The sequence below is a fragment of the Pseudonocardia sp. ICBG1142 genome (assembly GCF_020496255.1).
Lineage (GTDB): Bacteria > Actinomycetota > Actinomycetes > Mycobacteriales > Pseudonocardiaceae > Pseudonocardia.
This window is the reverse complement of record NZ_JAHLJC010000031.1, coordinates 642704-664650: the sequence shown is the minus strand read 5'-3', so window position 1 is coordinate 664650 and position 21947 is coordinate 642704. Positions and strand designations below refer to the sequence as shown.

At 75.1% G+C, this 21947-nt stretch carries 20 protein-coding genes; 12 read left to right on the top strand and 8 right to left on the bottom strand.

The genetic code is table 11. The annotated features are described in order from the left end of the window. Positions 1-10 precede the first annotated feature (10 nt). The 6 genes from tatA to KPL59_RS27275 all read left to right on the top strand — a co-directional run bounded on the left by tatA (position 11) and on the right by KPL59_RS27275 (position 7593). Positions 11-325 carry a Sec-independent protein translocase subunit TatA gene (tatA, locus tag KPL59_RS27300; protein ID WP_226362468.1) on the top strand — a complete coding sequence of 105 codons (315 nt, stop codon included), beginning with the start codon at positions 11-13 and terminating at the stop codon, positions 323-325. Positions 326-386: 61 nt separating this feature from the next. Then, the gene (gene tatC, locus KPL59_RS27295) at positions 387-1391 is read left to right on the top strand and encodes a twin-arginine translocase subunit TatC (protein WP_226362838.1); all 1005 of its coding nucleotides are present in this window, start codon (positions 387-389) and stop codon (positions 1389-1391) included. Positions 1392-1492: 101 nt separating this feature from the next. Further along, a complete protein-coding gene (pyrH, locus tag KPL59_RS27290) occupies positions 1493-2239 on the top strand; it encodes a UMP kinase (protein ID WP_226362467.1) in 747 nt (248 codons plus the stop codon). Positions 2240-2312: 73 nt separating this feature from the next. Continuing rightward, positions 2313-5207, top strand: a complete 2895-nt coding sequence (locus KPL59_RS27285; RefSeq protein WP_226362466.1) for an RNA helicase — start codon at positions 2313-2315, stop codon at positions 5205-5207. 114 nt (positions 5208-5321) lie between these two features. After that, positions 5322-6260 (top strand): DUF4333 domain-containing protein, encoded by a 939-nt coding sequence (locus KPL59_RS27280; protein ID WP_226362465.1) that lies wholly within the window; start codon positions 5322-5324, stop codon positions 6258-6260. A 67-nt stretch (positions 6261-6327) separates the two neighbouring features. Then, entirely contained in the window at positions 6328-7593 is a 1266-nt protein-coding gene (locus KPL59_RS27275; RefSeq protein ID WP_226362464.1) for a GNAT family N-acetyltransferase, read from the top strand. A gap of 105 nt (positions 7594-7698) precedes the next feature. On the opposite strand, the gene KPL59_RS27270 is transcribed toward KPL59_RS27275, so the two are convergent. Next, positions 7699-8328: a cyclopropane-fatty-acyl-phospholipid synthase family protein gene (locus KPL59_RS27270; RefSeq protein WP_226362463.1), complete on the bottom strand. Its 630-nt coding sequence runs from the start codon at positions 8326-8328 to the stop codon at positions 7699-7701. A gap of 213 nt (positions 8329-8541) precedes the next feature. On the opposite strand from KPL59_RS27270, the gene KPL59_RS27265 reads away from it, so the two are divergent. Then, positions 8542-9141 carry a helix-turn-helix domain-containing protein gene (locus KPL59_RS27265; protein WP_226362837.1) on the top strand — a complete coding sequence of 200 codons (600 nt, stop codon included), beginning with the start codon at positions 8542-8544 and terminating at the stop codon, positions 9139-9141. Between the two features lie 22 nt (positions 9142-9163). On the opposite strand, the gene KPL59_RS27260 is transcribed toward KPL59_RS27265, so the two are convergent. Both KPL59_RS27260 and KPL59_RS27255 read right to left on the bottom strand, forming a co-directional pair. Beyond that, positions 9164-10516 carry an amidohydrolase gene (locus tag KPL59_RS27260; protein WP_226362462.1) on the bottom strand — a complete coding sequence of 451 codons (1353 nt, stop codon included), beginning with the start codon at positions 10514-10516 and terminating at the stop codon, positions 9164-9166. Continuing rightward, on the bottom strand, positions 10513-11478 hold the full coding sequence (locus KPL59_RS27255; protein WP_226362461.1) for a 5'-3' exonuclease: 966 nt from the start codon (positions 11476-11478) through the stop codon (positions 10513-10515). Before KPL59_RS27255 ends, KPL59_RS27260 begins: the two co-directional genes overlap by 4 nt. Positions 11479-11548: 70 nt before the next feature. Here KPL59_RS27255 and KPL59_RS27250 point away from each other — a divergent pair, with 70 nt between their 5' ends. The 5 genes from KPL59_RS27250 (at position 11549) to KPL59_RS27230 (ending at position 16105) form a co-directional block, all read left to right on the top strand. Continuing rightward, positions 11549-12403: a GAF and ANTAR domain-containing protein gene (locus KPL59_RS27250; RefSeq protein ID WP_226362460.1), complete on the top strand. Its 855-nt coding sequence runs from the start codon at positions 11549-11551 to the stop codon at positions 12401-12403. Between the two features lie 129 nt (positions 12404-12532). Then, the gene (locus KPL59_RS27245; RefSeq protein WP_226353352.1) at positions 12533-13660 is read left to right on the top strand and encodes a Xaa-Pro peptidase family protein; all 1128 of its coding nucleotides are present in this window, start codon (positions 12533-12535) and stop codon (positions 13658-13660) included. A gap of 137 nt (positions 13661-13797) precedes the next feature. Continuing rightward, positions 13798-13992 carry a PspC domain-containing protein gene (locus tag KPL59_RS27240; protein ID WP_226362836.1) on the top strand — a complete coding sequence of 65 codons (195 nt, stop codon included), beginning with the start codon at positions 13798-13800 and terminating at the stop codon, positions 13990-13992. Between the two features lie 305 nt (positions 13993-14297). Next, positions 14298-15104: a PIG-L deacetylase family protein gene (locus KPL59_RS27235; protein WP_226362459.1), complete on the top strand. Its 807-nt coding sequence runs from the start codon at positions 14298-14300 to the stop codon at positions 15102-15104. A 224-nt stretch (positions 15105-15328) separates the two neighbouring features. Next, the gene (locus tag KPL59_RS27230) at positions 15329-16105 is read left to right on the top strand and encodes a polyprenol monophosphomannose synthase (protein ID WP_226362458.1); all 777 of its coding nucleotides are present in this window, start codon (positions 15329-15331) and stop codon (positions 16103-16105) included. Between the two features lie 26 nt (positions 16106-16131). Here KPL59_RS27230 and KPL59_RS27225 read toward each other — a convergent pair whose 3' ends face one another. The 5 genes from KPL59_RS27225 to ligD all read right to left on the bottom strand — a co-directional run bounded on the left by KPL59_RS27225 (position 16132) and on the right by ligD (position 21938). Continuing rightward, positions 16132-17886 carry a DUF885 domain-containing protein gene (locus KPL59_RS27225; RefSeq protein ID WP_226362457.1) on the bottom strand — a complete coding sequence of 585 codons (1755 nt, stop codon included), beginning with the start codon at positions 17884-17886 and terminating at the stop codon, positions 16132-16134. A gap of 114 nt (positions 17887-18000) precedes the next feature. Further along, entirely contained in the window at positions 18001-18342 is a 342-nt protein-coding gene (locus tag KPL59_RS27220) for an RNA polymerase-binding protein RbpA (RefSeq protein WP_020627709.1), read from the bottom strand. 240 nt (positions 18343-18582) lie between these two features. After that, on the bottom strand, positions 18583-19896 hold the full coding sequence (locus KPL59_RS27215) for an MFS transporter (RefSeq protein WP_226362456.1): 1314 nt from the start codon (positions 19894-19896) through the stop codon (positions 18583-18585). Between the two features lie 63 nt (positions 19897-19959). Then, positions 19960-20727 (bottom strand): glycerophosphodiester phosphodiesterase, encoded by a 768-nt coding sequence (locus KPL59_RS27210; RefSeq protein WP_226362455.1) that lies wholly within the window; start codon positions 20725-20727, stop codon positions 19960-19962. 5 nt (positions 20728-20732) lie between these two features. Continuing rightward, a complete protein-coding gene (gene ligD, locus KPL59_RS27205) occupies positions 20733-21938 on the bottom strand; it encodes a non-homologous end-joining DNA ligase (protein ID WP_308187961.1) in 1206 nt (401 codons plus the stop codon). Positions 21939-21947: the final 9 nt, after the last annotated feature.

Here is a 21947-nt window from a genome sequence, read left to right as displayed (position 1 = left end):
AGGTGGACCCATGCCCGGTGGCTACGAGTGGCTGATCATCATCGCCGTTCTGCTCCTGCTGTTCGGCGCGAAGAAGCTGCCCGAGATGGCGCGTTCGGTCGGCCAGTCCGCCCGCGTGTTCAAGGGCGAGATGAAGGGCCTCAAGGACGACGACGCCCGCACCCGCCAGGGCGAGGAGCCCAAGCCCGCCCAGGAGCTGCCCGCGGCCGCCCCGGCGCCGCAGCAGACCGCCCCGGCCCCGCAGCAGGCGTCGCAGCAGCAGGCCCCGCAGCAGCCGCAGGCACCCGCGCAGGCCACCGACCGGCCCGCCGGCCCGGCCGCCTGAGGCACCTCCTCCCGTGAAGGCACCGTTCCGTCGGAAGCGCAGGCTCAACCCCGACGGGACCATGACCCTGATCGAGCACCTCTACGAGCTGCGCAACCGGCTCGGCATCTCGCTCGCCGCGATCGTGGTGACGACGGTGTTCGGCTACATCTGGTTCGAGGTCTCGTTCTTCGGCTTCCCCAGCCTGGGGGAGCTGCTCAAGGAGCCCTACTGCTCCCTGCCGCCCTCGGCGCGCGCGTCGCTGACGGCGGACCCGAACGTCTGCACCCTGCTCGGCACCACCCCGTTCGACCAGTTCATGCTGCGCCTGAAGGTCGGGGCGACGGCCGGGGTGATCCTGGCCTGTCCGATCTGGCTCTACCAGCTGTGGGGGTTCATCACCCCTGGCCTGCTGAAGAAGGAGCGCCGCTACGCGCTGAGCTTCGTCTCGGTCGCCGCGGTGCTGTTCGTCGCCGGCGCGGTGCTGGCCTACCTGATCATCCCGCAGGCGCTCGGCTTCCTGCTCACCATCGGTAGCGAGATCCAGACGACGGCGCTGACCGGCACGTCGTACTTCTCCCTGGTCGTCAACCTGATCGTCATCTTCGGGGTCAGCTTCCTGATCCCGCTGCTGGTCGTCGCGCTCAACGCGGCCGGGGTCGTGTCCTACGACCTGCTGCGCCGCTCCCGGCGTGGGCTGATCTTCGGACTGTTCTGCTTCGCCGCGATCGCCACACCCGGCCAGGACCCCATCTCGATGCTGGCGCTGGCGTTCGCGCTGACCCTGCTGTTCGAGGCGGCCATCCAGGTCTGCCGGATCACCGACCGCCGCCGGGCCCGCCGGCGGGCCGCCGAGGGCTGGGACTCCCTGGACCCGGACGAGCCGTCGCCGCTGGACACCACGCCGTCGCCGATCGAGGGCCCGTCCCGGATCGAGCCGCCCGCCCCGGTGTCCGCTCCGGTGTCCGCCACCCCGACGCCTGTCGTTCCCCCGACCGGTGGCGCCACGGGCGCGGCGAACGGCCGCCCCGGTGCCGGGGCGAACGGGACCGCACCCGAGCCGCCCCGCTACGACGACATCACCTGACCGGGCGGCGCCGCAGATCCCCCCGCGGCCCGGTCCGGCACGGCTCCGTAGGCTGGCTCCCCGGATCGGGTCGGGCGGCACTGAGGAGCGGGTCGGGACAGATGAAGTACAACCGGGTGGTCATCAAGCTCAGCGGACAGGCGATGGCCGGTGCCGACGGCTTCGGGTTCTCCGCGCAGGCCCTCGCCCACCTCGCCGACCAGATCCGGCAGATGCGCGCGCTCGGGGTGCAGGTCGCGGTCGTCGTCGGCGGCGGGAACGTGTTCCGCGGCAACCGGTCCGAGACCTGGGGGATCGACCGCGTCGAGGCCGACAACATCGGCATGCTCGGCACCGTGATCAACGGCCTCCTGCTGCGCGGCAAGCTGTCCGCCGGCGGCGAGGAGAACGTCCGCGTCATGACCGCGATCCCGATCAACGCCGTCGCCGAGCCGTTCCTGCGGCTGCGCGCCAAGCGGCACCTGGAGAAGGACGCGATCCTGATCTTCTCCGGCGGCAACGGGCAGCCGTTCATCACCACCGACTACCCGAGCGTGCAGCGCGCCCTGGAGATCGGCGCGGACGCCCTGCTGGTGGCCAAGCACGGCGTCGACGGCGTCTACGACACCGACCCGCGCACCAACCCCGACGCCCGCCGCTACGAGCGCCTGCCCTACGACGAGGTGCTGTCGCGCCGGCTGGCCGTGATGGACCAGACCGCGTTCATCCTGGCCCGCGACCACGGCCTGCCGCTGCACGTGTTCGACATCGAGAAGGACGGCCTGATGGCCGCCATCTGCCGTGGCGAGCACCACGGCACCGAGATCAACCCCGACATCGTCGAGGCGGAGTTCGCCCGGCCGGAGTAGGCCGGCGGTCACACGTGGCCCGGCTCACCCTGTGACGGAGCAGGGTGTCGGTGCCGTGTGACAGCCTGGGGCGGTGAATGGTTCCGCCGACCCGGCCGCCGCGTACGCGGCGGCGAAGGCCCGCGCCGCCTACCCGCGGCTGGCCGAGTTCACCGGTCTGATGCCCTTCGACCTGGACCCGTTCCAGCGCGAGGCGTGCGAGGCACTGGAGGACGGCCACGGTGTCCTGCTGTGTGCGCCCACCGGCGCCGGGAAGACCGTCGCGGGCGAGTTCGCCGTGCACCTGGCCCTGTCCGAGGGCCGCAAGTGCTTCTACACCACGCCGATCAAGGCGCTGTCGAACCAGAAGTACGCCGACCTGGTCGCCCGCTACGGCGCGGACGCGGTCGGCCTGCTCACCGGCGACACCGCGGTGAACGGCGACGCCCAGGTGGTCGTGATGACCACCGAGGTGCTCCGCAACATGATCTACGCCGACTCGGACAAGGCGGCGAACCGGCGGCTGGACCACCTCGGCTACGTGGTGATGGACGAGATCCACTACCTGGCCGACCGGTTCCGCGGCGCGGTCTGGGAGGAGGTCATCCTCCAGCTGCCCGAGCACGTCGCGGTGGTGGGTCTCTCGGCCACGGTCAGCAACGCCGAGGAGTTCGGCGACTGGCTGGTCGAGGTCCGGGGCGACACCCGCGTCGTGGTCGACGAGCACCGCCCGGTGCCGCTGTGGCAGCACATGATGGTCGGCAACCGGCTGTTCGACATGTTCGGCGAGCGACGCACCCCCGGCGGGCCCGGGGAGGTCGTCGTCGACCCGGAGCTGGTCCGCTACACCCGAGAGATGGCGCGGCGGGACTTCACCACCTCCCGCGCCGCGGACCGGGCGGGCGATCGCGGTCCGCGCGGGCGGGGCGGCCCGCAGCGCGGACGCACCCGGGGCGGGAAGACCGACTCCACGGCCGTCGTCGGCAGGGGGCCGCGCGGGGGCGGGCCGTCGCGCGGGGGGTTCCGGCCGCCGTCGCGGGTGCAGGTGATCGACCGGCTCGACCGCGAGGGGCTCCTGCCCGCGATCACGTTCGTCTTCTCCCGGGCCGGTTGCGACGCCGCCGTCGGGCAGTGCGTGCGGGCCGGGGTGCGCCTGACCGTGCCCGAGGAGGTCGACGAGATCCGCCGGATCGTCGAGAAGCACACCGGTGACCTGCCGCAGGCCGACCTGGGGGTGCTCGGGTACTGGGAGTGGCGCGAGGCGCTGGAACGCGGCGTCGCCGCGCACCACGCCGGGCTGCTGCCGGCGTTCAAGGAGACCGTCGAGGAGCTGTTCGTCGCCGGCCTGGTGCGCTGCGTGTTCGCCACCGAGACCCTGGCGCTGGGCATCAACATGCCCGCCCGCACCGTCGTGCTGGAGCGGCTGGTCAAGTACAACGGCGAGGCCCACGTCGACCTCACCCCCGGCGAGTACACCCAGCTCACCGGGCGTGCCGGGCGGCGCGGGATCGACGTCGAGGGCCACGCCGTCGTGCTCTGGACCCCCGGCATGGACCCGGAGCAGGTCGGCGGGCTGGCCTCCACCCGCACCTACCCGCTGCGCAGCTCGTTCCGGCCCGTCTACAACATGTCGGTCAACCTGGTCGGGCGCCTCGGCACCGACGCCGCCCGCGAGCTGCTGGAACGCTCCTTCGGGCAGTTCCAGGCCGACCGGTCGGTGGTCGGGCTGGCCCGGCGGATCGACCGCAACAACGAGGCCCTGGAGGGCTACCGGGAGGCGATGACCTGCCACCTCGGCGACTTCGCCGAGTACGCCGACCTGCGCCGACGCATCTCCGACCGGGAGAAGTCGCTGCGCCGCCAGAACACCGTCGCCGCCCGGGACGAGGCCACGGAGTCGCTGCGCGAGCTGCGCCCCGGCGACGTGATCGCGGTGCCCTCGGGCAGGCGCGCCGGGATCGCCGTGGTGCTCGACCCGGGGATCGGGGCGGTGTCGGCCGCGGGCCGTGACCCCGAGGTCCGGCCGCTGGTGTGCACCGAGGACCGGTGGGCGGGGCGGCTGTCGGCCGCGGACTTCCCGGACGCGGTGGAGGTGCTGGGCCGGATCAAGCTGCCCAAGCGGGTGGAGCACCGCTCCCCGCAGGTCCGCCGGGACCTGGCCGCCTCGTTGCGCGCCTCCCGGCTGGGGGAGGGTCGCGCCGTCGGGCGTCGTCGCCGGCCCGGGGTGCAGGACGACCCGGAGCTGTCGACGCTGCGCCGGGCCCTGCGGGCGCACCCCTGCCACGGCTGCGACGACCGGGAGGCGCACGCCCGCTGGGCCGAGCGGCACGCCCGCCTGGAGCGGGAGACCGAGTCGCTGCGGCAGAAGGTGCGGGCCACGACGCACTCGCTGGCCCGGGCGTTCGACCGGATCCGGGCGCTGCTCGCCGAGCGCGGCTACCTCGTCCCGGCCGGGGAGACCGAGCCCGGCGAGGAGGAGATCACCCCGCACGGCCGGATCCTGGCCCGGCTGTGGGGCGAGTCGGACCTGCTGGCCGCCGAGTGCCTGCGGCACGGCGCGTGGGACGGCCTGGAACCCGAGGAGCTGGCGGCGGTCGTCTCGGCGCTGGTCTACGAGTCCCGCCGCGACGACGCCCCGATGCCGCGGCTGCCCCCCGGCCCGGTGTCCGAGGCGCTGGAGCGCACCGTGCGGCTGTGGGAGGAGCTCGACGCCGACCAGCGCCGGCACAAGGCCGAACGCACCCGGGCACCCGACCTGGCCTTCGCCTGGCCGATGCACCGGTGGGCCCGCGGGGAGTCCCTGGCGCAGGTCCTGGAGGCCGCCGAGCGGAACGGGCACGAGCTGTCCGCGGGCGACTTCGTACGCTGGACCCGGCAGGTCCTCGACCTGCTCGACCAGATCGCCGGGCGGTCGAGCCCGGTCGGGAAGGCGGCCCACCGGGCCTCCGGTGCCGTCCGGCGTGGTGTGGTCGCGGCCGGTATGCAGTAGCGGTCACCGGCACACGGCACCAGCGTACGGCACGAACGGACGGCCACGAACAGCGGCCACGAGCACGGCCACAGGCAGCAGGAACGACGAGAGAGACGGGCGGACGAGTAGGCGATGAACAACCCGCAGGGACCGGACCGGCATCCCGAGGATGCCGCGGAGCGGACCGGGGAGATCCCCGCCTGGGGCACGCCACCGCCCGGCGGGTGGGGCGCGGACCCCGAGACCACAGGAGCCTGGTCCCCCGAGCGCGACGACCGTGACGGCTGGGCCACCCACGGCAGCACCGACGCGGGCTGGGACCCGGCCACGGCCCGCCGGGACGCCACCCACGACGCCGGCGGCGCGCCCGTGCAGGGCACCGGCGGCTGGGACGCCGTCCCGCCCGCCGGCGGGCGTCACAGCGGCGACACCGGCGGCTGGGCCGCCCACGACGGATCGGCCGCCGGCGGCGACACCGGGGACCGGACCCGCGCCGAGCCGCTGTGGGGCGACGAGGCGGGCACCGGCACCGATACCGGCACCGACGGCGGGTGGGCCGTGCCGACCGGGCGCCGCGCCCGTCGCCGGGCCGCCGGAGCCCCCACCGACGCCGTGCCGGCGTCCTCACCCGAGTCGCCCTGGGCCGACGCGCAGTCCACCGCGGCGGTCCCCGCCGACGGCGGGGCCGATGCGGGCGGGTGGCAGAACCCCGGACCCGGCGAGGACGAGCCCTGGGTGTCGCGGGACGCGGTCCGCTCCCCGTCGAGGACCCGGTTGTGGATCCTGGCCGGGATCGGCGCCGTGGTGGTGGCCGCGCTCGTCGTCGGGGCGCTGTTCTGGGCGGGCGTGCTCGGCAGCGACCGGCTCGACCGCACCGCGCTGCAGGCCGGGGTCACCCAGGTCCTCACCCGGGACTACGGCCTGCAGGTCGGTGCGATCGCCTGCCCGGAGGACGTCGAGGTGTCGGCCGGCACACGGTTCACCTGCCAGGCCGTCGTCGACGGCGAGCAGGTCGAGGTCCCCGTGGTCGTGACCAGCGACCAGGGCGACTACCAGGTCGGGCGGGTCTGACCGGGCCGCGGTGACGGCCGGCTAATCGGCTGGCGCGCGGGGCGCGCGGGCGCGAGGCTCGTCGGATGTGAGCACCGATGCCCCGTTCGCCCCGCACCCCGCCCCGCCGACGGCCGCCCCGCACACGGTCCGCACCCTGACCGACCCCGCCGACCGGCGGCGTGCGTTCGACCTGTTCCTGGGCGCCCTGCACCACGGCCCGATCACCGACGACGCGTGGGAGGCCCACGGCCAGGCCGCCGAGGAGCACTGGCTCGGCGTCACCGACCCCTCCGGCGCGATCGTCGGCTCCGCGTACTCCTTCCCGACCCGGCTGACCCTGCCCGGCGGGACCCGGATCCCCGCGGCCGCGGTCAGCGGCGTGGGGGTGCGACCCGACCGGACCCGCGCCGGGCGGCTGACCGCCCTCATGCGCGCCCAGCTGAGGGCGGCCCGCGACCGCGGCGACGTCGCCGCCGTGCTCCGCGCGTCGGAGGCCACCATCTACGGCCGCTACGGCTACGGCGTCGCCTCCCGCGGCGACCACGTCCGCGTCACGACGGGCGCCACGTGGCGCCAGGAGGCCCCGGCCGGGGGCACGGTGCGGATGCTCGACCCCGACGAGGCGACCGCGCTGCTGCCCGACCTGCAGGAACGCCTCGCCGCCTATCGCCCGGGCGGGATGACCCGCTCCGCGCGCTGGTGGCGGCGGGCGCTGCGCCCCGCGGGCCCGTCCGCCGGGGAGTACAAGGGCGTGGCGGTGCACACCGGCACCGACGGCGTCGACGACGGGTTCGTGGTGTGGGGTGTCTCCGAGGGCGACCTGGCCACCGGGGCCACGGACGAGGTCCGGCTGCAGCAGCTCTGGTCCGCAGGGCCCGCCGCGACGGCCGGGCTGTGGCGGTTCCTGACCGGTCTCGACCTGGCCGGTGCGGTGATCGGCTGGGTACGCCCGCTCGACGAGGACCTCGACCTGATGCTGACCGACTCCCGGGCCCACCGGGTCACCGGGCACGGCGACGACCTGTGGCTGCGCCTGCTCGACCCGGGCGCGGCGCTGAGTGCCCGCACCTGGGGGCCGGGCGACCCGGTCGTGCTGCGGGTGCACGACGCGTTCCTCGGCGACGGCGGCACCTGGCGCCTCGCCGGCGGCGCCGCCGAGCCCGCCGCGGACGCCGATCCGGACCTGGAGTGCACCGTCGACGCGCTGTCGGCTGCGTTCCTCGGCGGCCGGTCGCCGTCGTCGCTGGTGGCGGCGGGGCGCTGGAGCGAGCGCACCCCCGGAGCGGCGGTCCGCGCGGACGCGCTGTTCGCGGTGCCCGGCCCGGCCCCGTGGTGTGGCACGTTCTTCTGAGCGCGGCGGGCGACCCGGATCCGGCGGCTCCTGCCCCGCCGGCGACCCGACCCGACCCGACCCGGCGGCACCGGCCCGGCGGCCGGGGCGGGACGGACGGGGCGCTCAAGCCCGGCGGCGGGCGCGCACGACCGCGTCGTGCCCGGTCACCGTGCTCCCGTCGGGCAGCGTCACCGGCCGCGGACGGGTGTCGGCGACCAGCACCTCCCACCGGTCCGGGTCGAGAGCCCCGGCGAGCTCGTGCTCGTCGGGGAACATCTCCGGCTCGGGCGGGCGCGGGATCCCCGCGGCCAGGTCGCTCGGGTGGTGCAGCACCAGCAGCAGGGTCCCGCCGGGCGCGACGGCGTCGGCGAGCGCGGCGTACAGCGGGCGGCGCACGTCCGGGGGCAGGTGCAGGAACTGGGCGGTGACCAGGTCGTAGACGCCCGCGGCGGGCGGGTCGGAGCGCAGGTCGGTCGCGGTGAGGGTGACCGCGTCGGTGACCCCGGCCCGCGCCACGGCGGCCCGGGCCCGCTCCAGGGCGACGGGGGAGACGTCGACGGCGTCCACCCGCCACCCCCGCGCGGCGAGCCAGACCGCGTCGCCGCCCTCCCCGCAGCCGACGTCGAGGGCCCGCCCGGGCGGCAGGTCCGGGGCCTCGGCGACGAGGGCGGCGTTGGCGTCGCCGCTCCACAGCTGCGGGCGGGTGGCGTAGTGGGCGTCCCAGAACGCCGCGGACCAGCGGTCCTCGGTCACGGTGGCTCCTCGTGTGGGTGCAGAAGAGGGAGTGGGTGTGCGGGGTGCAGCGGTGCCGGCGGTGAGCCCGTGCGGGTCGCCGCCGACGAGCGCAGCGACCCGGCGCTCGGAGGCGGCACCGAACGGGTCCGTGGGGGAGGGCGTCATGGCACCAGCGTGCGCGCCACGACGCGGAGCTGGCAAAGCTCGTTGCCGAAGTGGCAAACTATCCGGGTGGACGAGGCGATCGCGGACACCCTGGCCGGCGTCGGCCCCCGGCTGGCCGGGCTGCGCACCGCGCACGGCATGACCCTGGCCGACCTGTCGGAGGCCACCGGCATCTCGGTGAGCACGCTGTCACGGCTCGAGTCCGGCGGGCGTCGCCCGACCCTGGAGTTGCTGCTGCCGATCGCGGCCGCCCACCAGGTGCCGCTCGACGAGCTCGTCGCCGCCCCACCGGTCGGCGACCCGAGGGTCCGGCTGCGGCCGCGCCGGGCCAACGGGATGACCGTCGTGCCGCTGACCGAGCGGCCCGGTGGGCTGCAGGCGTTCAAGATGGTCATCCCGTTCCGCGGCGACGAGCCCGACCCGCGGGTGCACGAGGGCTACGAGTGGCTCTACGTCCTCGACGGCAGGCTGCGCCTGGTCCTGGGCGGGCACGACGTCGTGCTCGGCCCCGGGGAGGCCGCCGAGTTCGACACCCACGTCCCGCACTGGTTCGGCTCGGCCGACCGCGACCGCGCCGTCGAGCTGCTCAGCCTGTTCGGCCCGCAGGGCGAGAAGATCCACACCCGCGCGCCGCCCCGCGACCGCCACCCCGGCACCGGCGGCTGAGTCCCACCCGGGGAGAACGACCTCACTCGAAGAACGCGGGCACGTCCACCGGGCCGCCGGCCTCGGCGAACTCCGCCGCGACCGCCTCGCGCAGTGCCGCATCGTGCAGCAGGTCGGCCACCACGGTCGCCAGCCCGGCGGCTCCGTCGAGGACCGCGCGGTCCCCGGCCGCGCCCGCCGCGGCCTCGGCGAACCCGGTGGTGTGCAGCGCGGTGCCCGGCTCGGCGATCGCGATCATCGGATGGATCGAGGGCACCCGCAGCGAGACGTTGCCCAGGTCGGTCGACCCGGTCTCGGACTCCGGCACCACCCCGCGCGGGTACACCGTCCGCCCCCGCCCGGCCTGGTGCACCGCCCAGCGTGCGGCGAGGGTCCGGTTGTGCCGGATCGGCAGGTACGGCGGGCGCGGGTCCCAGTCCAGGGTGTGACCGCAGCCGGTCATCGCCGCCGCCGCGACCACGATCGCCTCCACCCGGGCGGTCAGGTCCCGCAGCGTCTCCGGGTGCTGCGAGCGCAGGTAGTAGCGCGCCGCCGCCCGCTCCGGGACGACATTGGGTGCCTGCCCGCCGTCGACGACGACACCGTGCACCCGGTCCCCGTCGGGGATGTGCTGGCGCAGCATCGCGATCCCCTGGTACCCCATCACGACGGCGTCCAGGGCGTTGCGGCCGCGGTGCGGCTGGGCCGAGGCGTGCGCGGCCACCCCGTGGTAGGTCACCTCGAGCTGCCGGCGCCCCAGGAACGGGTGGTCGGCGATGTCGTGGGCGAACGGGTGCAGCATCACCGCGGCGTCGACGCCGTCGAAGGCGCCGTCGCGGGCCATCGTCTCCTTCCCGCCGCCGCCCTCCTCGGCGGGTGTGCCGAGCAGCACCACGGTGCCGCCCACCGGGTGCGCCGCGAGCACCCGCGCGAGCGCCAGGAACGCCCCCACCGCGGCCGCGCAGATCACGTTGTGCCCGCAGGCGTGCCCGATGCCGGGCAGCGCGTCGTACTCGGCGAGCACCGCTACCGTCGGGCCCTCTCCGGAGCCGAGGGGCGCCCGCAGCGCCGTGTCCAGCCCGTGCACCCCGACGGCCGCGTCGATCCCGTGCCCGGCCAGCAGCGCGGCCACCGCGGCGACGGAGCGGTGCTCGGAGAACGCGGTCTCGGGGTGGGCGTGCAGGTCGTGCGACAGCGCCAGCAGCTCGTCCCGCAGCCCGTCGACCGCGGACGCCACCGCGTCGCGCACCGCGGCGGGGGCGCCATCGTACGGGGAGGTGATCGGCTCGGCCGCCGCCGCGCGTACCGCGGTCTCCCGGGCCACCGCCTCGTCGTACGCCGACGACGGCGGGACCGGCAGGCAGTGGTCGTGGTCGTCCTGGTCGTGGCGGGTCACGACGCCGCCGCCGCGTCGAGGGCCTTGCGCAGCCGCCCCACCGAGGACTCCAGACCCCACCGCACCGCCAGCTCGTCGAGCCGGTCTGGGTCGGCGAACGCCACCGGGAGCGCGTCGTCGCGGCTGAGGTCCACCTCGGCGTCGGTCCGCACCCGCACCACCGGCTCGACGACGTCGAGGTAGTCCCGCGCCGCGGCCAGCTTCGCCCGCGGCCCGGCGCCGATCCGGGGGTCGCCGTCGCCGACGGCGGCCAGCAGCTCCGCCCACGAACCGAACCGGCCCACCAGCGTCGCCGCGGTCTTCGCGCCGACCCCGGGCACGCCGGGCAGCCCGTCGGAGGGGTCCCCGCGCAGCATCGCCATCTCCGCGTAGGCGGCACCGGCCCGCTCCCGCGGCACCCCGAACTTCGCCGCGACGTCGTCCGGGCCCAGGTTCTCGGCCTTGTTCAGCCCGCGGCCGATGTAGAGCAGCCGCACCGGCGGGGCGTCGCGCACGATCTGCATGAGGTCCCGGTCCCCGGACACCCCCAGCACCGGGTCGACGGCCTCGCGGTGGGCCAGGGTCCCGATCACGTCGTCGGCCTCGCAGCCCGCGGCCCCGCCGGTCGCGATCCCGGCCGCCGCCAGGACCTCCATGATCAGCGGCACCTGCGGGGCGAGCGTGTCCGGCACCTCCTCGGGCACCCCGGCCGGGACCTCGTCCCCGGCCCGGCCCGCCTCCACCCGGTGCGCCTTGTACGACGGCAGCGCCGACACCCGGAACGCCGGCCGCCAGTCCAGGTCCAGGCAGGCCACCAGCCGCGCCGGGCGGTGCTCGGTGACCAGCCGCGCGATCATGTCGGTGAACCCGCGGACGGCGTTCACCGGCGTCCCGTCCGGGGCGGTGACGCTCTCCGGGACGCCGAAGTAGGCACGGAAGTACATGCTCGCGGAGTCCAGCAGCATCAGCGGGCGCTCACTCATGCCGAGAGTCTGGCACCGTCGCCGTACCCGGGTGGGCGTCGGACCCGGCCGGACCGTGCAGAATGTGCTCGTGGAGAACAGCGGAACCACTACGAGCAGCGGACCTGCGGCGGCCGCCGCGGGAGACGAGGACTGGAGCGTCGAGCGCGCCCTCTTCGTGGCCGCCGAGCAGCGCGGCGGGCCCGCCGAGGCCGCCCTCGCCGAGACCGGTCCGCTCGCCCGCGAGTTCACCGCCCTCACCACCGCCCTGCTCGCCTCCGGCTCGGTCGCCGACGTCCTCGCCCGGATCGTCGCGGCGGTCCGCCGGGTCGTGCCCGGCGCGGACATGGTCAGCGTCACCCTCCGCGACGAGGACGGCCGCTTCCACACCCCCGTCGAGACCGACCCCGCCGCCTCGTCGATCGACGAGGCCCAGTACGCCAGTGGCCTCGGACCCTGTGTCGAGGCCGCCCGCGCGGACGGCCCCGCGCTGGCCTTCTCCGACGACCTCACCGCCGAGCCCCGCTGGCCCGACTTCGCCCGTGCCGCCGTCGGGCACGGCTACCACTCGGTGCTGGCGGTCTCGCTCATCCCCAACGCCGAGCCGCCGCGGCTGCCCGGCGCGCTCAACGTCTACGCCACCGAGCGGCACGCGTTCACCCCCGAGGACCGCGACCGCCTCATGCTGCTCGCCACGCACGCGTCGCTGGCCCTGGCCACCTGCGTCGCCGTGTCCAGCTCCGCGCTCCAGGAGACCCAGCTGCGCCAGGCCATCGTCTCGCGCGACGTGATCGGCCAGGCCAAGGGCATCCTGATGGCGCGCCGCGGACTCACCGCCGACGAGGCCTTCGACGTGCTCCGCCGCACCTCCCAGGACCTGAACGTCAAGCTCGTCGAGCTCGCCGGGACCGTCACGGCGCACCCCACCGCCCTCGACACCGACTGACCCGCCGACCGGCTCCGCAGGCGTCCGGTCACGCAGCGCGTCCGGCCGCGCGCCGGCCGCCGCCCGGCCCACGCCGCGGTGCTCCGGGTGGCGGTCGTGTACCCCCCGTGCCCGCCTACGCTCACGGTCATGACCGATGCCGTCCCCACCGAGCTGTTCGCCGACCGGCTGCGCCGTGCCGGCGAGCACGCCGCCGAGCAGGGCTCCGACGTGCTGTTCCTGACCCCGGGAACCGACCTGCGCTACCTGACCGGGTTCGACGGGTCCTCGCACGAGCGCCTCACCTGTCTGATCGTCCCGGCCGCCGGGCACCGGGCGCCGCCCGCGCTCGTCGTCCCGTCGCTGGAGGCGCCGGGGTTCGCCGGTGTGCCGCTGGAGGCCCTCGGCATCGACCTGGTCACCTGGACCGACGGGGAGGACCCGTACCTGCTGGTCAGTGACCTCGCCGGCGGCCCAACCCGGATGTCGGTCGACGACGACATGCCCGCCCGCCACGTCCTCGGCCTGCGTCACGCCTTCCCCGACGTCCCGCAGTACCTCGGCGGCACCGTGCTGCGCGAGCTGCGCATGCGCAAGGACCCGGCCGAGATCGACCGCCTGCGCGAGGCCGGCGCCGCCATCGACCGGGTGCACCGGCGGATGGGCGAGTTCCTGCGCCCCGGCCGCACCGAGGCCGAGGTCGGCGCGGACATCTCCGCCGCGATCGTCGCCGAGGGCCACACCGAGGCCGCGTTCGTCATCGTCGGCTCCGGACCCAACGGCGCCAGCCCGCACCACGACGTCTCCGACCGCGTGATCGAGCCCGGCGACGTCGTCGTCATCGACATCGGTGGTCCGCTCCCCGGCGGCTACAACTCCGACTGCACCCGCACCTACGCCGTCGGCGGCGAGCCCGGCGCGGAGGTCAAGGAGACCTACGCGGTGCTGCAGGAGGCCCAGGAGCGCGCCGTCGCCGCGGTCCGGCCCGGCGCCACCGCGGCCGACATCGACCGCGCCGCCCGCGAGCACATCGCCGCCGCCGGGCACGGTGAGCACTTCATCCACCGCACCGGGCACGGCATCGGGCTCGACGTGCACGAGGAGCCCTACATCGTCGACGGCAACGACCTCGTCCTCGCCGAGGGCATGACCTTCTCCGTCGAGCCCGGCATCTACCAGGCCGGCAGGTGGGGCGCCCGGATCGAGGACATCGTTGTCGTCACCGCCGACGGCGTGGAGCGGCTCAACACCACCGCCCGCGACCTCGTCGTCCTGTAGCGCTGTCCTGTAGCGCCGCCTGCGGGGTCTCCGGGTGCGTTCGGGGTCACCGTCGGGGTGTTCCCCGAGCGCGCCGGGGCCCGGTGGTGCCAAGGTGGGGGAGGTCCGATCCGCACCACCAAGGAGCACCCGTGAACATGCCCGTGTCCCAGCGCCTCGTCCGTCCCCGCAACGGGAAGGTGATCGCCGGGGTGTGCGCCGTGCTGGCCGACCGCTTCGGGTTGGGCCGCAACACCGTGCGGTTCCTGTTCGTGTTGTCCTGCCTGCTGCCCGGCCCGCAGTTCGTCATCTACCTGGCGCTCTGGCTGATCATGCCGAAGAGCACGGTCTGACCAGCGCCGATCGAGGGCTGATCGAGGGCTGATCGAGCGCTGTGAGCGCCGTCGCGGGACCCGGTGTGGACCCGCGACGGCGGCCCTGCCATCATCTCCCGCGTGATCGACCCGACGACCGCCACCGCCGCCGCGCGCCCCGTGCGTGCCGCCGCGTGTCGCTGTCGTCGGGGTCCGTCCCCGCGCGGCTGACACCGCCGTCCCGGCTCACCGTCCGTGGACCGCTCCCGCCGCCCGGGTACCGACCCGCTCCGGACCGACGTCCGTACCGGCCACCCCGGCCCCGCACGCGAAGCGATCACCAGGTGCACACCCTCTCCGGCCAGACCGTCCTGGCCCTCCACGCCCACCCCGACGACGAGTCGATCTTCACCGGCCTGACCCTGCGCCGTCTCGCCGACGCCGGCGCCCGCGTCGTGCTCGTCATGGCCACCGGCGGTGACCTCGGTGGCTCCCGGCTCCCGCTGGAGCCCGGCGAGACCGTCCCCGACCGCCGCCGCCGCGAGCTCGCCGACGCCGCAGCGCTGCTCGGCGTGCACCGGCTGGTGCTGCTCGGGCACCGCGACTCCGGCCTGCCCGGTGGCGAGGGCCTGCGCCACCCGCAGGCACTCGCCGGTGCCGACCCGGTTGCGCTCGGCCGCGCCGTCGCCGAGATCGTCGACGCCGAGGGCGCGGGCACCGTCCTGCACGACGACGACGCCGGCATCTACGGCCACCCCGACCACCGCGCCGCGCACGCCGCGGGCGCCATCGCCTGCTCACTCACCGGCGCCCACGGCTACCGGATGACCGTCGACCGCGAGCACCTGGCGCTGGCCGCGCGCGACCGGCACCTCGTCCACGGCGCCGCGCACGCCGCCGGCGTCGGCTACGGCCGGGTCACCGCCGAGATCGCCGTCGCCGTCGGGGGCGGGCCTACCGAGCTCGCCGTCAAGCGGGCCGCGATGCTCGCCCACGCCAGCCAGATCGCGCCCGACTCGGTCGACGAGGAGAGCTTCGCCGCCACCTACGGCTACGAGTGGTTCCTCCCCGGGGAGAACACCGGCGGCCGGGTCGGCGGCGGCGTCCTGGAGGCGCTGGGCAACGCCCACCTGCTCGCCGGGACCCGCTGACCACCGACCGCGTCCCCGCCCCGGCGCCGACCGCGTCCGGGCCCGGGTGCGATCCCCTGTCCGGTTCCGTGGCAGAAGCCACCGCGTCGGGCGATCGCACCGCTCCACTACGCTGTCCGCACGACCGCGCTCGGCCACAGCACGACGAGCGGTGACCGAACAGGTGCGGTCCGTACGGGTAGGGTCGTCCGGTCGACACCGATCGGGCGGGGGAGAGGACGAGCATGGTCGAACCGCCGGGCCCGGTCCTGGTCGTGGTTCCCACCTACGACGAGCGGGAGAACCTCGGTCCCGCCGTCGCGCGGCTGCACGCCACGCTGCCCGACGCCGACGTCCTCGTCGTCGACGACGCCAGCCCCGACGGCACCGGCGAGCTCGCCGACTCCCTCGCCGCCGCCGACGAGCGGATCAGCGTCCTGCACCGCTCCGGCAAGGACGGCCTCGGCGCCGCCTACCTCGACGGCTTCCGGCACGCGCTGACCGGCGAGCACCAGGTCGTCGTCGAGATGGACGCCGACGGCTCGCACGCCCCGGAGGACCTCCCCGCGCTGCTCGCGGCCCTGGCCGACGCCGACGTCGTCCTCGGTTCCCGCTACGTGCCCGGCGGGCGTGTCGTGAACTGGCCCTGGCACCGCGAGGTCCTCTCCCGCGGCGGCAACCTCTACTCCCGCCTCGCGCTCGGCGTCCCGCTGCGGGACATCACCGGCGGCTACCGGGTCTACCGGCGCACGGTGCTCGAGCAGCTGCAGCTGGACTCGGTCGCCTCGCAGGGCTACTGCTTCCAGGTCGACATGGCCTGGCGGGCGCTGCAGGCCGGGTTCCGGGTCCGCGAGGTCCCGATCACCTTCACCGAGCGTGAGCGCGGCGCCTCCAAGATGACCGGCGGCATCGTCGCCGAGGCGCTGTGGAGGGTCACCTGCTGGGGGCTGTCGCACCGGCTCGGCCGCGACGTCCCCCAGCACCCCGCGGGCCCGGTCACCGAGGGCGCCACACACGGCTGAGCCGCGCGCGGCGCCCCGGTGCGCCGTCAGGCGCGCGCTGCCGGCAGGGCCGCCAGCTCCGGCACCAGGTCGTCGAGCCCCAGGGTGCCCTGCGCGAGCGCGGCGGCGTGCCACGCGGCCAGATCGAACTCCTCGCCGCGCGCGGCGTGCGCGGCCCGGGCCCGCTCCCGCCCGGTCAGCCAGGCCCGCTCACCGAGCTTGTAGCCGATCGCCTGGGCCGGACCGCCGAGGTAGCGCAGCAGCTCCGAGTCGGCCATCGCGTCCCCGCCGCCGACGTGCCGGCCGAAGAACTCCCGCCCCAGCTCCGGGGTCCACCGCAGACCGGGCCCGACCGGGGAGTCGTCGGGGATCGGCAGCGACAGGTGCATCCCCAGGTCGATCACGACGCGCACCGCGCGCAGCATCTGCGCGTTGAGGTAGCCCAGCCGCGAGCCCGGGTCGGTGTGGTGGCCCAGCTCGTCCATCAGCAGCTCGGCGTAGAGCGCCCAGCCCTCGACGTCGGCGCTCACCGCGCCCACCAGCGACGTCTGGAACGTCGACAGCTCCCGGCTGCGCACCGCCCACGACGCCAGCTGCAGGTGGTGACCCGGGACGCCCTCGTGGTACCAGGTGCTGATCAGGTCCCACAGCGGGTAGCGGTCGTCCTCGCTGCGGGGCAGCCAGGTGCGGCCCGGACGGGAGAAGTCCAGCGCCGGCGGTGTGTAGTACGGCGCCGTCGCACTCCCCGCGGGCGCCAGCCGTGACTCGACCTCCCGCAGCCGGCCGGACAGGTCGAAGTGGACGCCGTCGAGCTCCGCGATCGTCTCGTCCATGATCTTCTGCAGGTGCGCCCGGGCGGCCTCCCCGCCGATGACGACCCCGGTCGTGCCCCCGTCGGTCTCCAGGAGCTCCATCGCCTCGCGCACGCTGCCGCCGGGCACGATCCGCTCGGCCTCGACGGCCATCTCCGCGCGGATCCGGTGGAACTCCGACCAGCCCCACTCGTAGGCCTCGGTGGTGTCGATGTCGGCGCCGTTCCAGAACCGGTTCGCGATGCGGTACCGGTCGGGGCCCACGCCGTCCGGGGTCCCCTCCGCGGCGGGCAGGTACTCCGCGGCCAGCCAGTCCCGCAGCTCGCCCAGCGCGGTCGTCGCCTCCTGGGCGCCGCGGTCCAGGTCGGCGCGCACGGCGTCACCGACGGAGGCCTCCGCGGCGAACGCGGCGAACCAGCCGCGGCCGCCCGCGTCGCGGTTCCAGGCGTCGATCTGCTCGGTCACCCGCACGACCTGGCGCGGCGCGGCGAACAGCCCGCGACGGCATCCCTCCGCGAGCGACGCCCGGTACCCGGCGAGTGCCTCGGGGACCCGGGTCATCCGCGCGGCGACGGTGGCCCAGTCCTCGTCGCCGTCGACGGGCATGAGGGTGAACGCGGTCCGCAGGGTCGCCAGCGGGCCGAAGAGCTCCTGCACCGCGCGCAGCGGCTCCCCGGAGGTCAGGTGGTCGAGCTGGGCGCCGAGACGCTCGCCCAGCAGCCGCGCGCAGCGACGCTCGTCGGGGTCGGCCGGCTCCCGTGCGCCCGTGGTGGCGTCCAGCCGGTCCAGGGTCTCCCGGCAGACGGCGACGAGCGCGGCGGTGCCGTCGGGGGACAGGTCGGGCAGCTCGTCCTGCCGCGCGGTACCGCCGAGCTCACCGGCGAGGATCGGGTCGAGCTCGGTGAGACGCCGGACGTGGTCGTCGGCGAGGTCCCGGACCGCCCGGCTGGGGCGTGCGGTGCGGTCGGTCCCGGTCTGCGTGTCGTTCATCGCCGGCCATCATGCCCGGACGCCATGGAGCCCGGACCCCCTGAGGGGTCCGGGCTCCATGATCACCGCGGTCACCGGGCGGTGGTCCGGTATGTGCCTGTGGCGCGGCCGGGATCAGGCGATCTCGGCGCGCCGCTCGCGCAGCAGCTCCAGGCGCTCGTCGAGCAGCTCCTCGAGCTCGGCGATCGACCGGCGCTCGAGCAGCATGTCCCAGTGCGTACGCGGCGGCTTCTGCTTCTTCTGCTCCGGCTCGGTCCCGTCCACCCGACGACCGACGCCGCCCTGCGGGGACTCCCACGTCGCGGGAGCCTCGGCGTCGTTCGCGAACGGCACCTGGAACTCGTAGCCGGACTCGGACACATAACGGACCATCTGCCGCGGCGCCAGGTCGTGGTTGCGGTCCGTCTCGTAGCTGACAGCCCCGAGCCGGCTGCCACGCAGAACGCGGTCGGCCATGCGTCACCCTCCTGTAGCGCGATGTCGAGGGAGCACCTCGACGGTTACGTCTCCGCCACCGGGTGTAACGTGCGTAGAGCTAGGATATTCCGGCGGCAGGGCAGAACGGACCGCTCGAGTTACCTCGCGGTAACCCGCTCTGCGCCCGATTGACCAGTGTTCCCTATCGCCGCCATCTACACACTCTGATGTGACGTGTCAGCCATGTGTGATGGTGCTCACGTCCACGTCGACGAGTGTTCACACGGCGGACCGGACCGGTGCACGGTCGGGGGAGCGCACCGGCAGCAGCGCGACCAGTCCCGCCGCCAGGACCAGCACGATCCCGACCGTCCCGGCCCGGTCGGAGCCGAACGCGTAGGTGAACACCCCGATCAGCGCCGGCGCCAGGAACGACACCGCGCGCCCGGTCGTCGCGTACAGGCCGAACAGCTGGCCCTCCTGCCGCGCCGGGCTGACCCGCAGCAGGTACGACCGCGACGACGCCTGCGCCGGCCCCACGAACAGCCCGAGCACCAGCCCGAAGATCCAGAACATGGTCGGACCGGACACGAACAGCAGGACCACGCCCACCGCGACGCTGCCGGCCAGCGACCCCACGACGACGGCCTTGGGCCCCAGCCGGCCGCCCACCACGCAGCCCAGCGCCGCGACCACGTTGATCGCCACGCCGAAGATCAGCACCTGTCCCGGCTCCAGGCCGTACACGGTGACGGCGAGGACCCCGCCGAAGGCGAACACCGCGTTGAGGCCGTCCCGGTACAGCGCGCTCGCCCCGAGGAAGTACACGGTGTGCGGGCTCGTCCGGTACAGCTCGCGCAGGTCGGCCACGAGCCTGCGGTACGAGCCGACGACGCCCAGCTTCGGCGCGTCCGGCGTCGCCGGCGGTGTCTCGGGCAGCAGGAGGAACATCGGCGCGGCGAACACCGCGAACCACACCGCCGCCACCAGCACCGCGATCCGCACGTCGAGGCCGTCGGTGGTGGGGACGCCGAGCAGTCCGCCGTCGCCGGACAGCAGGAACACGTACACCGCGAGCAGCAGCACGATCCCGCCGATGTAGCCCAGCGACCAACCGAATCCCGACACCCGCCCGACCGTCGCCGGCGTCGACACCTGCGCCATCAGCGCGTAGTAGGACACGTACGCCAGCTCGACGAAGATCGACGCCAGGGCCAGCAGCAGCAGACCCAGCCACAGGTAGGACCAGTCGTCGCGGACGGCGAACATCCCGGCCATGCAGAGCACGACCAGTGCCGTCCACAGCCCGGTCGCACGCACCCGCCGGCCCGTCCGGTCCGCGCTCTGCCCGATCACCGGCGCCATCAGCGCGATTAGCACCCCGGCCGCGGCCGTCGACCAGGCCAGCCAGCTGTTGGCGCTGACCGGGCCGGGCAGGTCCGCCCCGACCGTGTCGGTCAGGTACACCGAGAACACGAAGGTCAGCGCGATGTGCTGGAACCCCGACGAACCCCAGTCCCACAGCCCCCAGGCCCACACCCGGGATCGGCGGGGCGGGGCCGGCTCTGCGGTCGGGACGGTCGAGGCGGTCACGGCGCGAGCGTATCGACGCCCGCGGGACCCGGCCTCCGATCATCTACGCAGACGCCCACCCGGTCAGCCCCCGACGACGTCGAGCAGCCGGTCCGGCCGGTCGGACAGCAGCCCGTCCACCCCGAGGGCCAGCAGCCGTCGCATCTCACCGGGCTCGTCGACCGTCCACACGTGCACCTCGTGCCCGGCCCGGTGCGCCGCCTCGACGAACCGCCGGTCCGAGGCCACCGGGATCGGCCCGAACGCCGGTGGCACCTGCGCGAACACCCCCGCCGGCGACGGCAGCAGCCGGCCGGGGACACCCCACGCTCGGGCCCGCAGCGCGACCACCTCGGCCTGTCCCATCGACGTGCACAGCCGCGCCCCGGCCAGCGTCCGGGCGACGTTCAGCCACCGGGCGGAGAACGAGCCCAGGCACACCCGGTCCCAGGCGTCGGCGGCGTCGAGCACCGCCAGCGTCGGCGCGCCGACCTCGGCCGACTTCAGCTCGATCGTCACCCGCACCCCCGGCAGCGCGGCGAGCACCTCGGCCAGCCGCGGCAGCGGCTCGGTGCGATGTGCCCCGGTGACCCGCACGGTGTCGAGCTCCGCGGCGGGGCGCGCGTCGATCCGGCCGGTGCCGTCGGTGGTGCGGTCCAGCGTCGGGTCGTGGTGCACGAACGGCACCCCGTCGGCACTGGCGTGCACGTCCATCTCGACGTAGCGCAGACCGTGGTCGGCGGCGGCGGTGAACGCGGCGAGGGTGTTCTCGCAACCCGCGAGCTCCCCGACGTGCCAACCGCGGTGGGCGTAGGCGCGTGGGTGCGGACCGTCGAGGTACGGGTGGTGCACGGCGGTCAGCCTGGCACCTGCCCGATCACCCCACCACGGGGGAGCACGAAACCCTGGGTGTCGATCAGGGGACGCATCAGGTCCCCGTGGGTGTCCAGCCGTGCCGGGAGGTCGTCGAGGGTGAACACCAGGTCGGCGGGCTCGCGACAGCCCTCGACCTCGGCCCAGGTGAGCGGGGTCGCCACCGTGGGGCGCTCGCGCCCGCGCAGCGAGTACGAGGCGATCGTGGTCTTGGCGGTGGCGTTCTGGCTCCAGTCGACGAAGATCTTCCCGCGGCGACGCGCGCGGGTCATCACCGCGATCACCTCGCGCCGATGTTCCTCGGCAAGCCGCTCGGCCACCTCACGGGCGAACCCGCTGGTCCGTTCAGGGTCGGTGACCCGCACCGGCAGGTAGAGCTGCATCCCCTTCCCGCCCGACGTCGACGGGTACACCGGCAGACCGTGACCGTCGAGCAGGTCTCGCAGCCAGAGCGCCACCCGGGCGCAGTCCACGATGGTCGTGCCCTCGCCCGGGTCCAGGTCGAACACCACCCGGTCCGGCGGGCGACGCCCGTCGCGCGGGCCGAGCCGCCACTGCGGCACGTGCAGCTCCAGCGCCGCCAGGTTCGCCGCCCAGGCCAGCCCCTCGGCGTCGGAGAGCACCGCGAAGTCGGCGGACTCCGACCGTCCGCCGGGCGTCCCCACGCGGGCGGTGCGCAGCCAGTCCGGGGCGTGCCGGGCCACGTTCTTCTCGAAGAACGACTGCCCCTCCACCCCGTCCGGCCAGCGCTTCAGCGTCGCCGGCCGGGCCTCGATGTGCGGCACCATCGCCTCGGCGACGGCCAGGTAGTGCCCCAGCACGTCGGCCTTGGTCGTGCCGGTGGCGGGGTAGAGCACCTTGTCCGGGTTGGACAGCGCCGCCCGCCCGTACCCCGCGCGCTGTGCAGACCCGCGCTGTGCAGACCCGCGCCGGGCCGCCTTCCGGCTCGCGCCGTCCACCAGGACCTCCCGCCAGTCGTCGCCCGCGCCCTCGGGGTACCCGGAACCGGCCCGGACGGCGACCACCCCGGGCAGCCCCTGGTCCCGCACCGCGTCGAGCAGCCGGGCACCCGCGTTCGGGTACGACGGCACCGCGCGCCGGTGCGGCCCGTCCAGCGGCAGCTCCTCCAGCAGTGCCCTCCGCTGCTCGACCGGCAGGGCCCGGACGTCGCGGCCACCGGTGTGCAGCACGTCGGCGAC